This window comes from Roseisolibacter sp. H3M3-2 (assembly GCF_029211165.1).
Lineage (GTDB): Bacteria > Gemmatimonadota > Gemmatimonadetes > Gemmatimonadales > Gemmatimonadaceae > Roseisolibacter.
Genome location: NZ_JARGEK010000120.1, coordinates 1 through 12,569 on the forward strand (window position 1 = coordinate 1; position 12,569 = coordinate 12,569).

Genomic DNA, 12,569 nt, shown 5'->3' on the forward strand with positions numbered 1-12,569 from the left:
GATGCCGCCCCGAGCCCTTCACCTCGCTACAGCGCGCCGTGATCTGCTCTAGTCGTTGGGCCCGGGCACCGAGTCGCGGCCGCCGTCACCGCCGCCGGAGCGCCCGCGCGAGCACCCGGTCCAGCGCGTTCGCGAACGCCTGCTTCTCGCGCGGCCCGTACGCGCCGTGCCCGCCCGTCTCCACGCCGGCGCCCCGCAGCCCGTCCATGAAGTTGCGCACCGACAGGCGCTCGCCGATGCTCTCGGCCGTGTACTCCTCGCCGCGCGGGTCGATCACCGCGACCTGCTTGGGGACGAGTAGCGCGGCCAGCGGGATGTCGGCGGTGACCGCGACGTCGCCGGGCGCGGCGTGGTCCACGATGTACCGGTCCGCCACGTCGGGTCCGCCCTCGACGCGCACCGCCGACACGAACGCGTACCCGGGCGGCACCAGCACGCGCTGGTTCGCGACGAGGACCGTCGGGAGGCGCAGGCGCTCGGCGGCCCGCAGGCAGATGTCCTTCACGTCGCGCGGGGCGGCGTCGGCGTCGAGCCAGAGCGTCATGGGGCGGTGATCGGGGTCGGCGGACGCCCACGCCCGCCTGGCGGAAGCTAGCGGGGGGCGCCAGCTTGGGCGGCAACGTGGCCCGCCATGCGGCCCGCACGCCGCTCCCGCGGCCTGACGAAGCGACGACACGACTCGACGATGCCGCCCGACGACAAGCCCAAGGGGCCCGCGTCCTACTTCGCCGCCATCGAGAAGAAGTACGGGCGGCCCGTGGACCACTGGCTGGAGATCACGCGCGGCCTCCGCGGGATGAAGCACATGGAGATGGTGAGCCGCCTGAAGACGGAGCACGGCCTGGGACACGGGCACGCCAACGCGCTCGTCGCGTACGTGGTGGCCGGGGAGAAGTAGCGCGCCGGCGCAGCGGCTCCTCTCGCGGATCGACATGGACGCGGACCTGCGCGTGCCGGCCGGCGTGCTGGCCGAGGACGGCGACGACGCGACGAGCGCGTGGCGGGTGATCGCGCCCGCCTGGGACGCCGTGCGCATCCACGACGGCCCGGACGTGCTCGCGGCGGGGCTGGCGCGGCTCACGCCGGGGCAGCGCGCGCTGCTCGCCATCCACTGGTGCGTCTCGGAGACGCTCAACGGCGGCTTCGACCAGTTCCTCACGAACCCGAGCGGCCTGCTCGCCGACGAGGCGCAGGCCGGGTTCGCGCGCGTCGGGGTGCCGGAGGCGGCGCGCCTGCTCGCGGCGGCTCGCGTCGTCTTCGCCTCGCGGCCGCCGGACCCGGACCGCGACGCCCCCGGCTTCGACGAGGCCGAGGACGCGGACGCGTTCGACGCGTACCGGGCGCGACACGCGCCGCTGGAGGAGCGCTTCTACGCGCTGGAGGAGACCGGCCTCCATCCGCCCGTCGCGGCCTACGTGCGGGCGCACCCGACGGAGTTCTTCCGGTAGCGCGGGTGCCGTCGAACGTGGCGGAGTGCCCGGCGCACGCATGACACGGCGGCTGGCGAGCCTCGCGGCCGCGTCGTCGCTGCTGCTGTCGCTCGTGGGCGCCGCCGCCTGGGCGACGAGCCACGCGCGGCCGCTCGGCTGGCGTCTGATCGGGACCGCGCACTCGGCGGACCTGACGCGGGTGGACCGCGGACGCCGCACGGCGCGCTTCACGACCGCGGCGCACGCGTCGGACGCCACCCGCCCCGGGTTCTGGGACGCGTGGTGGGCGTCGAGCCGGTCGGGGCGGCTGATGCTGCTCGCGCAGGTCGTCGACTACGAGGGCGCCATGCGTCGGGTGGTCGCGTCGCCGCCGTCGCTGATCGTCGAGCCGTCGGGCCGCACGCGCGCGCAGGCCGTGGTGTTCGGTCGCATGCCCATCGACGGGCCTCCGTCGAGTGGACTGGGGTTCGCCCTGCACGCCGACGCGCGGCTGGTCGACGGGGCGCACGGACCCGTGAGCGCGCGCGCGTGGCTGGTGGCGCTGCCGTACTGGTGCATCGTCCTGCTCGGACTGCCGCTCCCGCTGCGGTGGCTGCGCGTCGCCCGGCGCCGCGACGGATCGTCCCCGTAGCACGCGGCGCTCGGCACGGCCGCGCCGCGCGGGCGCCGCTACGTTGCGCGCATGGGGACGACCGTCTGGACCGTCGGGCATTCGACCCGGCCGCTCGCCGAGTTCCTCGAGGTGCTCGCCGCGCACGAGATCGCGCTCGTCGCCGACGTGCGGCGCTTCCCGGGGTCGCGGCGGCTTCCGCACTACGGCGAGCACGCGCTCGCCGAGGCGCTCGCCGCCCGGTCGGTGGACTACCGCTGGCTGCCGGCGCTCGGCGGCCGCCGGCACCCGGACCCGGCGTCGCCGAACCTCGGCTGGCGGCACCCCGCGTTCCGCGCGTACGCCGATCACGCGGCCACCGACGCGTTCGCCGACGGCCTGTTCGAGCTGCTCACGCTGGCGCACGGCTGTCGCACCGTGATCATGTGCGCGGAGGTCCTGTGGTGGCGCTGCCACCGGCGCATCGTCGCGGACGTGCTGACCGCGCTCGGAGTGCCGGTGCTGCACATCCGGGACGCGCTCGTCGTCGAGCGCCACCGGCTCGCCCCGCCCGCGCGACTGGTGAACGGCCGGCTCACCTACGAGCCGGACCCCGACGTCCCAGGCTGAGACGTCGTCGCCCCGTTGCAGCCGATCATGCCGCGGGAGCATCATGGCGACGCGACCGCGTGCGCGGTCATCCCTCTCTCTCTCGGAGCGTGCCGCTGGGCGAGCCACGGACGTCACCACGTCGGCGCACCACCGCGGGCCGCATCGTCGCCGTGCTCGCGCTCATCGGGGTGACCGCCATCCTCGTCACGTCGTACCGGTACCTCGCGCGCGGTGGCGCCGGCGGCCCGGGCGGCGGACGCCTCGGGCCCGACGCCGCGGTCACGCGGGGCGGCCGGCGCCTCGCCGCCATCGAGCGCGTCACGCGCTCGCGCGGGCGCGGGCGCCTGCCGCTCTACCTCGCCCCGGCCGCCGGCCCCGTCATCGACTCGGCGCGCGTGGGCGCGCTGGCCGCGCGTCTGCTGCCGAGCGCCGGCGGGAACGCCGCGCCGGTGATCGCGCTGGTGCCGCGCGACTCCGTGCGCGGGCAATCGCTCGTCGGCCGCCTCGTCGTGACGCCGGGCGAGCCGGGGCTGCTCGTCTTCGGCGCGCCCGGCGACCGCCCGTGACCGGCGACCCGCATCCGCCCTCCGAGACCATGACAGCGAACGACGTACGGGACCCGCGGCGCGCGCTCCTCGTCGGGATCGACGACGCGCCCCCCGTCCCCATGCAGCAGGGCACCCCGGAGGGCGGCGACTTCCGCGGCTACGAGGTCGACCTGCTCGCCGCGCTCGCCGCCCGGATCGGCGCGGCGCTCCGCTTCCGGCGCGCGTACTGGAGCGCGATCGTCGCCGACCTCGCGGCCGGGCGGGTCGACGCGGTGTGCAGCGCGGCCACCGTCACCCCGGAGCGCGCCCGCGAGGTCGACTTCTGCCGCCCGCACCTGCACCTCACGCTCGCCGTCGTCACCCGCGCGGGCGATCCCGCGGGGACCGCCCTCGCGGGCCGGCGGGTGGGCGTGCGGGCGGGGACGACCGCGGAGGCGTACGCGCGCGCGCACGGCGCGCCGCAGCCGGCCGCGGTGTCGGAGTCGAACGACGCGCTGTACGCGGCGCTGGCCGCGGGCGCGCTGGACGCGGTGGTGGACGACTCGCCGATCGCCGCGCACTTCGCCGGCGCGGCCCCCGGCCTCGCGGTGGCCGGCGCGCTCCCCGACACGGAGGCGGCCTACGCGATCATGGTGCGCCAGGGCGACGACGCGCTCCGCGGCTCGCTGGACGCGGCCCTCGAGGCGCTCGAGTCCGACGGCACGCTGCACGCGCTGCGCGTGCGGTGGGGGCTCGACCGCTGATCCCGCCGCGCGCCGTGCGCGTGCGCGCGTCAGCCGGCGCCGCCGTCGTGCCCCCCGGGAGCGGCGAGCGCGATGCGGATCGGCCCACGGATCCCGTCGAGCGTCTCCAGCCGCTCGCCCCGCTGGCGCAGCTCCACCTCGCCGGCCGCCGCCAGCGTCGCGGCGACCGCCCGCACGCGCGGCATCAGCGGACGCCAGTCCGCCGGCGCGAGCGCCCGCGCGACCTCCGACGGACAGATCGTCGCGCCCGCCGCGCGCCGCCCGAGCAGCGTGCGGATGGTCTCCGCGATGCGTTCCTCGTCAGCCACGCCGCCACCTCCGTCCGCAGAACGTACCCCGGCCGCACGCCACCCGCCGACATCGCCACATGACGAAGACCGCGCTGATCATCCGGCACACGACGCTTCCCGGCCGCCGCGACGACGTGCGCGCGGCCTGGGAGCGCCACATGCGCCCGGCCATCGATGCCAACCCGGGACACGAGGCGTACTTCTACTGCTTCGACGACGCGGACGCGGACGTGATCTGCGCGTTCCAGCAGTACGTCGACGCCGCGGCCGCGCGCGACTTCCTCGCGACCGACGCCTACGCGGCGTACCTGCGCGACGTCGAGCCGCTGCTCGCGGGGCCGCCGCAGGTGACGGCGCTGACGCCGGTCTGGAGCAAGCCGGCCCGGCCGGCGCCGGGCGCCGACGGCTGACGGCGGTCCCCGCGCCCGGCGAGGTCCGTCGCCCCTTGAGGCGCCGGGACGTACGTTAAGCGTTCGTTCGACCTGCGTGCGGCGCGGTTCCCACCCGCCGCGCGCGGACGCGATCGTACCAGCGACTCCAGTCTCCGCTGACCGCCATGGCGCCTCCCGTCGCGTACGTCCGCCCCGGATCGACCGGCCTGCTCGCCGCGGCCCTCACCGTCGCCGCGCTCGGCTGCGGGGCCCAGGCGCCCCCGCGCGCCGGCGCGGCGTCCGGCGCCGACACCGCCGCGCTGTCCCCGAGCGCGCGGGCGTTCCTCGCGACGCTGAGCGCCGGGCAGCGCGCCGACGCCACGTTCCCGTTCGCCGATCCCGGGCGCACGCAGTGGGCGTACGTGCCCCAGGCGCGCAGCGGCGTGCCGCTGAAGGCCATGAACGCCGAGCAGCGCGCGGCGGCGTTCGCGCTGCTCGGCAGCGGGTTGAGCGAGCGCGGCACGCGGCAGGCGCGCGGCATCATCGAGCTCGAAGGGATCCTCGGCGAGCTCGAAGGGCTGGTGAGCCGCGTGGTGCTCCGGCGCGACCCGGGGCTCTACTTCACGTCGGTCTTCACCGGGACCGGCGGCGCGCACCCGTGGGGCTGGCGCTTCGAGGGGCACCACCTCTCGGTGAACGTCACGGAGCTCGGCCCGCACGGGCAGCTCGTCGCGCCGGTCTTCATGGGCGCGAACCCGGCGCGCGTGCCGAGCGGCCCGAAGGCGGGGCACCGGCTGCTCGCCGCCGAGGAGGACCAGGCGTTCGCGCTGCTCGGCATGCTCGACGCGGGCCAGCGCGCCCGCGCCACCATCGCCGCGGAGACGTACGGCGACATCGTCACGAAGAGCGTCCCGAAGGTGGACCCGATGGCGTTCGCCGGGCTCCCCGCCGCCGAGATGACCGCCGGGCAGCAGGGGCAGCTGCGCCGCCTGCTCGACGTGTACGCCGGGCGGATGGCCGACTCGTCGGCCCGCCGGCAGCTGCGCCGCATCGACGAGGCCGGGTTCGCGCGCCTGCACTTCGCGTGGGCCGGCGCCCACCGGCCCGGGTCCCCGCACTACTACCGCATCCACGGGCCGACCGTGCTGGTCGAGTACGACAACTCGCAGAACGGCGCGAACCACATCCACACCGTCTGGCGCGACCTGGAGAACGACTTCGGCGGCGACCTGCTGCGGAAGCACTACGCCCAGCAGCCGCACCGCCCCTGAGACCGACGCCGGAACGCACGACATGACGCTGAAGCGGATGGACAACGTGGGCATCGTGGTCGAGTCGCTCGACGACGCGATCGCCTTCTTCTCGGAGCTCGGCCTGCGGCTCGAGGGGCGGGCCATGGTCGAGGGCGCGTGGGCCGGCCGCGTCACGGGGCTCGGCGACCAGCGCGTCGAGATCGCGATGCTGGTCACCCCGGACGGGCACTCCCGGCTCGAGCTCTCGCGCTTCCTGCACCCGCGCGTCGTCGCCGACCACCGCGAGGCCCCGGTGAACGCGCTCGGATACCTGCGCGCCATGTTCACCGTCGACGACCTCGACGCGACGCTCGCCCGGCTCCGCCCGCACGGCGCGCGGCTCGTCGGCGAGGTGGTGCAGTACGAGCAGTCGTACCGCCTCTGCTACGTCCGCGGCCCCGAAGGGCTGCTCGTCGGGCTCGCCGAGGAGCTCGGGTGAGGACGCCCGGCCCGCGCGGCGCGCCGCGCACCCGCCGTCGATGATCGCCCGCATGTGGCACGGCCGGGTGCCGCTCGCGAAGGCCGACGCCTACGCCGCGTACGTCGAGGCCACGGGGCTGGCCGGCTACCGCGCCACGCCCGGGAACCGCGGCGCGTGGCTGCTGCGGCGCGACGAGGGCGACGAGGCGCACTTCACCACGCTGTCGTTCTGGGACTCCGTCGCCGCGATCGTCGCGTTCGCCGGCGCGGACTACGAGCTCGCGCGCTACTATCCCGAGGACGACGACTACCTGCTGGAGCGCGAGCCCCGCGTCCGGCACTTCGTCGCGGTGGGCGGCGGGTTGTGATCGGGCCGTCGTCGTCGCAGAATCGTGCGCGTCGCCCCACCGCCGCGCACCTGCGCCATGTGCATCAGTGAGAACGGCCCGACGTCCGGGCGACACCCGGGAGGCGTGCGATGAAGGGAGGGAAGGGGGGACGTCCGCGCAGGGCCGCCGGCGGCGCGCCCGCGCGCAAGGAGCCCGGCCCGCGCGGCAAGCCGCCGAAGAAGGGCGGCGCGAGCCGGCCGGCCGCCGGCCCGCCGAAGAAGGGCGCGCGCAAGAAGCCCGACGTCGGCGGCAGCTCCAGCGCGGGCGAGGAGTAGCGCCGACGCCTCGACGACCGGCGCCAGCTACCGCATCGCGTGCACGTGCGCGACGAGCTGGTCGAGCGCGATCCCCGTCCCCTCCAGCCACCCGGAGGCGCGGCCCTTCTCGCAGTCGGCCTCGTCGCGGTGCAGCGCGGTGAAGACGTAGCGCGTCCCCGACCCGACCGGCTCCATCGTGATGACCGCCGTGATCGGGACGTCGTCGAACACCGCGGGGCGGTAGCCGGGGAACAGCATCGAGGTGTAGACGAACCGCTCGCGCGGCACGACCTCGAGGACGCAGCCGACGTTGGGGATCGCCGGCCCGTCGCCCACCGTGATGTCGATCCGGAAGATGCCGCCCGGGCGCAGGTCCAGCTCGCAGTGCGCGACCGCGCCCCACGGCCGCGGCATGTACCACTGCTTCACGTGCTCCGGCGTCGTCAGCGCCTCCCAGACGAGGCGCACGGGCGCGTCCACGAACCGCTCGAGGACGAGGTCACGCGTCGGGTCGATCGCGAAGTGTCGGGTCGTCGTCGCCTGCGTCGCCATGGGATTCCCGCTCCTTGAGGTGGTGGACGTACGCGTCGAACCGGTCGAACCGCGCCTCCCACTGCCGCCGCCGCTCGGCCAGCCAGTGCTCGGCGGCCCGCAGCCGCTCGGGCGCCAGCTCGTAGGTCCGCACGCGCCCCCGCTTCCTCGACCGCACCAGCCGGCTCCGCTCGAGCACGGACAGGTGCTGCACGAACGAGGGGAGCGCCATGTCGAACGGCGCGGCCAGCTCGCTGACGGTGGCGGGGCCGGCCGACAGCTGCTCCAGGACCTTCCGCCGCGTGGCGTTGGAGAGGGCGCCGAACACGTCGTCGGCGACTGCGGATTGAGCCATGGCGGCACCGATCGGTGGGCGAGGTGACCCGGCCTGCGCACGAGAGTGTACCACCGGAAATTACTTAGGTCAATGCCTAAGTGTTGTGCGGTTGCGGCGGGGCCGCGGGCGGTGGTATGTCTCGGCGACCCCGCCCCCGGGCCGCCGGGGGCCGCCCGCGGACGCCACCACCAGCGCCACCGCCCATGGTCCGCCCATCGCGCGACGCGCGCGACGCGTGGCGCTCGCAGGTCGGCTTCCTCTTCGACCCCGACGACGGCTCGCTCCCCGAGATCCGCCTCACGGGACTCACGGCGGAGCAGACGCCGCGCGTCTACGCGCGCCTCCGCGCGCTCGCGGCCCGCCTCAACGACGGCGCGTCCCTCGTCGACCGGCGCGCCGAGCACGAGGTGCCGGTGGACGCCGTGCCGAACGCGGCGTCGCTCGTCGTCGCCGGCCACGTCGACGGCTTCCACGTCGTGCTGCGCGCGCCGCGCGTGGGCGCCGTCGTGCTGCCGGACCTCGGCGTCTTCGTCGCCGCCGACGAGATCGCGCTCGACTACCGGATGGGCGCGCAGTGGGGGGCGACCGAGATCGCCGCGCTGCTCGCCCTGCTGTGCGAGCTGCACCGCATCGCGCCCGGAAGCCGGGTGGAGCTGGAGGAGCACGCGGAGGCCGGGGCGCGGGAGCGGTTCGCGGCGGCCGTCGCGCGTCGCTGCGCGGAGGGCGGGGCGCCGCCGCCCGGCACCCTGTAGCTTCCCGCCCATGCCCACCACCCTCCGTCCCGCGGCCCGCCTGGCCTTCGCCGCCGCGCTCCTCGCCTCCCCGCTCGGCGCCCAACCAGCTGCGGCGCCGATCGACGCGCTGCACGCGCTGGTGCGCGCCGAGCTGTCGGGCGAGCGCGCGTTCGAGACGGTGGCGTACGTGGCGCCGCGGTGGCGGCTGCCGGGGAACACCGGCTTCGACGAGAGCATCCGGCACGTCGAGCAGCGGCTCCGCGCGGCGGGGTACGTGCGCCAGGACTCCGCGCCCGCCGGCGCGCGGCTGACCTACCGCGTCGAGCGGCGCCCGATGGCGCGCGACACGTGGGAGCCGGTGGACGCGGAGCTGTCCGTGGTCGGGCGCGACGCCCCGCTGCTGCGGTGGGCCACGAACCGCAACATGCTGGCGATCAACTCCTACCCCACGCCCGCCGGCGGCGTGGAGGCCGAGGTCGTGGACGTCGGCGCCGCGCGCGCCGAGGACTTCGCGGGGAAGGACGTCGCGGGGAAGGTCGTCCTGGCCGACGCGCCGGTCGGGCGGCTGTTCGCCGAGGCGGTGCAGAAGCGCGGGGCGGTCGGCGTGCTCGCCTACTCGCTCCCCGCGTACCTGAAGCCCGAGGTGCACGTCACGTCGATCCAGTTCGGCAGCGTGCCGCAGGACACCGCGCGGCGCGCGTGGGGGCTGCTGCTCAGCCACGCCGCGCGCGGCGCGCTGCGCGAGGCGGCGGCGCGGGGGCCGGTGCGCGTCCGCGTGCGGACCGACGCGCGGTCCTTCCGCGCCGACGAGCTGACGCTGGTGGCCGACGTGCGCGGCGACGCCCGCCCCGACGAGCGGTTCGTGTTCAGCGCGCACGTGCAGGAGCCGGGCGCCAACGACAACGCGTCGGGGGTCGGGGCGCAGGCGGAGATGGCGCGCGCGCTCGCCGCGCTGGTGCGCGCGGGGCGCGTGTCGCCGCGGCGCTCCGTCACCTTCCTGTGGGGCGACGAGATCAAGAGCACGCGCGACTACATCGCCGGCGACTCGGCGCGCGCGCTCGGCATCCGGTGGGGGATGAGCCTCGACATGGTGGGCGAGGACACCGAGAAGACGGGCGGCACCTTCCTGATCGAGAAGATGCCCGACCCGTCGGCGGTGTGGACGCGCGGCGACGACCGGCACACCGAGTGGGGCGGCCGCCCGCTGAAGGTCGAGGACGTCCGGCCGCACTACTTCAACGACTACGTGCTGGCGCGCGCGCGGGCGCAGGCCGCGCGCACCGGCTGGGTGGTGCGCACCAACCCGTTCGAGGGGGGGAGCGACCACACGCCGTTCCTGAACGCGGGGAAGCCGGGCCTGCTGCTCTGGCACTTCACGGACGTGTTCTACCACACGGACGGCGACCGCCTCGACAAGGTGTCGCCGCGCACGCTCGCGAACGTGGGCGCCACGGCGCTCGCCGCCGCCCTCGGCCTCGCCACCGCCGACGGCGCGGCGGCGCGCCAGGTGGTCGCGGAGCTGGAGCGCGCCGCGGTGGCGCGCCTCGCGACCGAGGAGGCGCTGAGCCGCGCCGCGGTGGCGGCGCGCGGCGACTGCGCGGAGGAGCTGCGCCTGCTGCGGACGTGGACGCGCTACTACGCCGACGCGCTGCGCGCCGCCGCCGACGTCGAGGTGGGCGGCAGCTCGGCCGCCACTACGGCGACGATCGAGGCCGCGGTGCGCCGCGTCGAGGCGCGCGGCGCGGCCGCCGCGCGCCTCCCGTAGCGCCGCCGGTGTTCGCCGACGTGCCGGGCGGATTCCTGCTCCTCCAGCTGCTCTTCTGGCTCGTGCCGCTGCTGCTCGGCGGGAGCGCGATCTACCTCGGCGTGCGCTTCGTGCGCGCGTTCGAGCGCCGGGGCACGGCCCAGGGCGAGGTGCAGGCGCTCCGCGACCGCGTCGCCGCGCTGGAGGAGGAGCTGACGCGCACGGGCGAGGAGATGGAGCGCCTCGCCGAGGCGCAGCGCTTCACGCAGCGCCTGCTCGCCGACCGCACGGGCGGCGGCCCGCCCCCCGCCTGACGGCGTGCCGCGCCGCATCCTGTGGTTCGACAGCGGCGCGGGGCTGCTGGCCGGACTCGGCATGCTGCTCCTCTCGGCGCCGCTCGCCGGGCTGTACGCGCTGCCGCGGCCGATGCTCGTGGCGATGGGCGTCGCGAACCTGGCGTACGGGACGTACTCGGGGCTCCTCGCCCGCCGCGCGCGCCGGCCGTACGCGCTCGTCGTCCTGCTGGTGGCCGCCAACGCCGCGTGGGCGGCCTTCTGCCTGCTGGCGGCGGCGCGGCTCGCCGGCACGGCGTCGGCCTTCGGGCTCGCGCACCTGGTCGGCGAGGGGGCGCTCGTCGGCGCGCTGGCGGCCGTGGAGTGGCGCGTGCGGGCGCGCCTGCTCGACGCGGGGTGAGGGCGCGGCGGCGGCCGGCGTTGCCACGGGCGCGCCCACCAGGCATCGTGCGGCGGCGGTGCGGCGACGGGCCGCACGCGACACCTCACGCGGGGGCAGGACGGCATGGACGTTCCGACGTCACACGAGGGCGGGATCGGGCACGAGGAGGACGGCCACCGCGGCGCCTTCGTCTACGCGCGCGACGGCCGGCGCCTGGCCACGCTGACCTACAGCCGCGCCAACGCGGGGCTGGTGATCATCGACCACACCGAGGTCGACCGGTCGGTGGGCGGGCAGGGGATCGGCCGGCGCCTGCTCGACGCCGCGGTGGCGTGGGCCCGCGAGGCGCGGGTGAAGGTCGTCGCGACGTGCCCGTTCGCGTCGGCGCAGTTCGCGAAGGACCCGGCGATCCGCGACGTGCTCGCCTAGTCGTGTAGTTCGCGCCGGAACCGCCCGCACCCACAGGAGCGCATGACGAAGCACCGGATCTTCACCACGGCCTTCGCGAGCGTGTACCCGCACTACGTCCACAAGGCCGAGAAGAAGGGGCGGCGGAAGGAGGAGGTGGACGCGGTGATCGGCTGGCTCACCGGGTACTCCCCCGAGGCGCTCGCCGAGGCGATCGCGCGGCGCACCGACTTCGAGACCTTCTTCGACCAGGCGCCGGCGCTGCACCCGAACGTCGGCAAGATCACCGGCGTCGTCTGCGGCGTGCGCGTCGAGGAGGTCGAGGACCCGCTGATGCGCAAGATCCGCTACCTCGACAAGCTGGTGGACGAGCTGGCGCGCGGCCGCCCGATGGAGAAGATCCTGCGCGCGTAGTCGCGCGCGAACCCCCTGCCCGGACGGTGGACGGTGAGCTCGGCCGCGGCGCTGACGCTGCAGATCGCGTGCTTCCTGCAGACCGACGACGCGGCGCCCGCCTCGCCGCGCGAGTGGGTGCTGGTCCCCGGGATCGGGGGCGGCGTCCTCACCTTCGACGGCGCGGCCGCGCGCCTCGACGCGCTGGAGAAGCCGGTGGTGGTCGGCGCGCTCGACCACCCGGGCTACCTCGCCGTGTGGCGCCCCGGCGCGGTGGACGACGCGGAGCGCCGCCACGTGGCGCACACGCTCCGCAACCAGCAGGCGGCCCTCGACGCCTGGCGCGCGCCGCTCGGCGTGGGCGACGACGCCGCGGTGCTGTTCGAGGGGTGCGGCGCGCGCGTGGCGCTGCCGGCGGCGGAGGTCCGGCGCTGGCTCGGCGAGTACGCGCTCACCTGGGGGTGGACGCTCGGGCCGCCGACGGACGCCAGCCACGGCGCGCGCCTGCTGGTGCTGAAGCACGGACGCCGCTGGTCGCCGGGCGCGGCCTGCGCCGCCCGCGGGGCCGACTAGCGTGCCGATCGTCGAGACGCTGCGCCGCGGCGCGCGCTTCGTCCCCACCACGCGCGCGCTCGCCCGGCTCGTCGGCGCCGGCGCGGCGGCCGGCGTGGCGGCGGCGGCGTTCTGGGAGGTGCTGCTCGCGGCGTTCTGGCTGTACGCGCTCGGCGTCTGGGGCGCCCACGCGGCGGCGGGGACGGCGCTCGTCGCGCTGGTGCTGCACCGGCCGCCCGCCGGCGTCGCGCGGC

The 12,569-nt window shown here is 76.4% G+C and carries 22 protein-coding genes and 1 pseudogene; 19 read left to right on the forward strand and 4 right to left on the reverse strand.

Going from position 1 to position 12,569, the window contains the following annotated elements:
* Positions 1-85: 85 nt before the first annotated feature.
* Positions 86-544, reverse strand: coding sequence for a YaiI/YqxD family protein (locus PYV61_RS11730; RefSeq protein WP_275831642.1), 459 nt, complete (start codon positions 542-544; stop codon positions 86-88).
* Positions 545-685: 141 nt separating this feature from the next.
* Here PYV61_RS11730 and PYV61_RS11735 point away from each other — a divergent pair, with 141 nt between their 5' ends.
* The 6 genes from PYV61_RS11735 (at position 686) to PYV61_RS11760 (ending at position 3,922) form a co-directional block, all read left to right on the forward strand.
* Complete coding sequence (locus PYV61_RS11735) at positions 686-898, forward strand: DUF4287 domain-containing protein (protein ID WP_275831644.1); 213 nt, start codon at positions 686-688, stop codon at positions 896-898.
* Positions 899-932: 34 nt separating this feature from the next.
* Entirely contained in the window at positions 933-1,448 is a 516-nt protein-coding gene (locus PYV61_RS11740) for a DUF4375 domain-containing protein (protein WP_275831646.1), read from the forward strand.
* A gap of 40 nt (positions 1,449-1,488) precedes the next feature.
* The gene (locus PYV61_RS11745) at positions 1,489-2,061 is read left to right on the forward strand and encodes a hypothetical protein (protein ID WP_275831649.1); all 573 of its coding nucleotides are present in this window, start codon (positions 1,489-1,491) and stop codon (positions 2,059-2,061) included.
* A 51-nt stretch (positions 2,062-2,112) separates the two neighbouring features.
* The gene (locus PYV61_RS11750; RefSeq protein WP_275831651.1) at positions 2,113-2,649 is read left to right on the forward strand and encodes a DUF488 domain-containing protein; all 537 of its coding nucleotides are present in this window, start codon (positions 2,113-2,115) and stop codon (positions 2,647-2,649) included.
* Positions 2,650-2,801: 152 nt separating this feature from the next.
* On the forward strand, positions 2,802-3,197 hold the full coding sequence (locus tag PYV61_RS11755; RefSeq protein ID WP_275831653.1) for a hypothetical protein: 396 nt from the start codon (positions 2,802-2,804) through the stop codon (positions 3,195-3,197).
* A 29-nt stretch (positions 3,198-3,226) separates the two neighbouring features.
* Positions 3,227-3,922 carry an ABC transporter substrate-binding protein gene (locus PYV61_RS11760; protein WP_275831654.1) on the forward strand — a complete coding sequence of 232 codons (696 nt, stop codon included), beginning with the start codon at positions 3,227-3,229 and terminating at the stop codon, positions 3,920-3,922.
* A 29-nt stretch (positions 3,923-3,951) separates the two neighbouring features.
* Here PYV61_RS11760 and PYV61_RS11765 read toward each other — a convergent pair whose 3' ends face one another.
* Positions 3,952-4,230, reverse strand: coding sequence for a DUF3253 domain-containing protein (locus PYV61_RS11765; RefSeq protein WP_275831656.1), 279 nt, complete (start codon positions 4,228-4,230; stop codon positions 3,952-3,954).
* 59 nt (positions 4,231-4,289) lie between these two features.
* On the opposite strand from PYV61_RS11765, the gene PYV61_RS11770 reads away from it, so the two are divergent.
* The 5 genes from PYV61_RS11770 to PYV61_RS11790 all read left to right on the forward strand — a co-directional run bounded on the left by PYV61_RS11770 (position 4,290) and on the right by PYV61_RS11790 (position 6,959).
* On the forward strand, positions 4,290-4,622 hold the full coding sequence (locus PYV61_RS11770) for an antibiotic biosynthesis monooxygenase (RefSeq protein ID WP_275831658.1): 333 nt from the start codon (positions 4,290-4,292) through the stop codon (positions 4,620-4,622).
* A gap of 146 nt (positions 4,623-4,768) precedes the next feature.
* Positions 4,769-5,854: a DUF3500 domain-containing protein gene (locus PYV61_RS11775; RefSeq protein WP_275831661.1), complete on the forward strand. Its 1,086-nt coding sequence runs from the start codon at positions 4,769-4,771 to the stop codon at positions 5,852-5,854.
* A 22-nt stretch (positions 5,855-5,876) separates the two neighbouring features.
* Complete coding sequence (locus PYV61_RS11780) at positions 5,877-6,314, forward strand: VOC family protein (RefSeq protein WP_275831663.1); 438 nt, start codon at positions 5,877-5,879, stop codon at positions 6,312-6,314.
* Positions 6,315-6,354: 40 nt separating this feature from the next.
* Complete coding sequence (locus PYV61_RS11785) at positions 6,355-6,663, forward strand: hypothetical protein (RefSeq protein ID WP_275831665.1); 309 nt, start codon at positions 6,355-6,357, stop codon at positions 6,661-6,663.
* Between the two features lie 110 nt (positions 6,664-6,773).
* Positions 6,774-6,959, forward strand: coding sequence for a hypothetical protein (locus tag PYV61_RS11790; protein ID WP_275831668.1), 186 nt, complete (start codon positions 6,774-6,776; stop codon positions 6,957-6,959).
* A gap of 27 nt (positions 6,960-6,986) precedes the next feature.
* Here PYV61_RS11790 and PYV61_RS11795 read toward each other — a convergent pair whose 3' ends face one another.
* Positions 6,987-7,493 (reverse strand): SRPBCC family protein, encoded by a 507-nt coding sequence (locus PYV61_RS11795; protein WP_275831671.1) that lies wholly within the window; start codon positions 7,491-7,493, stop codon positions 6,987-6,989.
* The gene (locus tag PYV61_RS11800) at positions 7,441-7,827 is read right to left on the reverse strand and encodes a metalloregulator ArsR/SmtB family transcription factor (protein WP_275831673.1); all 387 of its coding nucleotides are present in this window, start codon (positions 7,825-7,827) and stop codon (positions 7,441-7,443) included. The genes PYV61_RS11795 and PYV61_RS11800 overlap by 53 nt, the downstream gene beginning before the upstream one ends.
* A gap of 185 nt (positions 7,828-8,012) precedes the next feature.
* Here PYV61_RS11800 and PYV61_RS11805 point away from each other — a divergent pair, with 185 nt between their 5' ends.
* The 8 genes and pseudogenes from PYV61_RS11805 to PYV61_RS11840 form a co-directional block, all read left to right on the forward strand.
* Positions 8,013-8,561, forward strand: coding sequence for a hypothetical protein (locus PYV61_RS11805; RefSeq protein WP_275831675.1), 549 nt, complete (start codon positions 8,013-8,015; stop codon positions 8,559-8,561).
* A 10-nt stretch (positions 8,562-8,571) separates the two neighbouring features.
* Positions 8,572-10,308, forward strand: coding sequence for a M28 family peptidase (locus PYV61_RS11810; RefSeq protein WP_275831677.1), 1,737 nt, complete (start codon positions 8,572-8,574; stop codon positions 10,306-10,308).
* An 8-nt stretch (positions 10,309-10,316) separates the two neighbouring features.
* Positions 10,317-10,601 (forward strand): hypothetical protein, encoded by a 285-nt coding sequence (locus PYV61_RS11815; RefSeq protein ID WP_275831679.1) that lies wholly within the window; start codon positions 10,317-10,319, stop codon positions 10,599-10,601.
* A gap of 4 nt (positions 10,602-10,605) precedes the next feature.
* The gene (locus PYV61_RS11820; protein ID WP_275831681.1) at positions 10,606-10,980 is read left to right on the forward strand and encodes a hypothetical protein; all 375 of its coding nucleotides are present in this window, start codon (positions 10,606-10,608) and stop codon (positions 10,978-10,980) included.
* Positions 10,981-11,085: 105 nt separating this feature from the next.
* On the forward strand, positions 11,086-11,391 hold the full coding sequence (locus tag PYV61_RS11825; protein ID WP_275831685.1) for a GNAT family N-acetyltransferase: 306 nt from the start codon (positions 11,086-11,088) through the stop codon (positions 11,389-11,391).
* Positions 11,392-11,433: 42 nt separating this feature from the next.
* Entirely contained in the window at positions 11,434-11,784 is a 351-nt protein-coding gene (locus PYV61_RS11830; protein ID WP_275831687.1) for a DUF2200 domain-containing protein, read from the forward strand.
* A 33-nt stretch (positions 11,785-11,817) separates the two neighbouring features.
* Entirely contained in the window at positions 11,818-12,336 is a 519-nt protein-coding gene (locus tag PYV61_RS11835) for a hypothetical protein (RefSeq protein ID WP_275831689.1), read from the forward strand.
* A gap of 1 nt (position 12,337) precedes the next feature.
* Positions 12,338-12,569: pseudogene (locus tag PYV61_RS11840) on the forward strand (hypothetical protein); the annotation flags it as partial.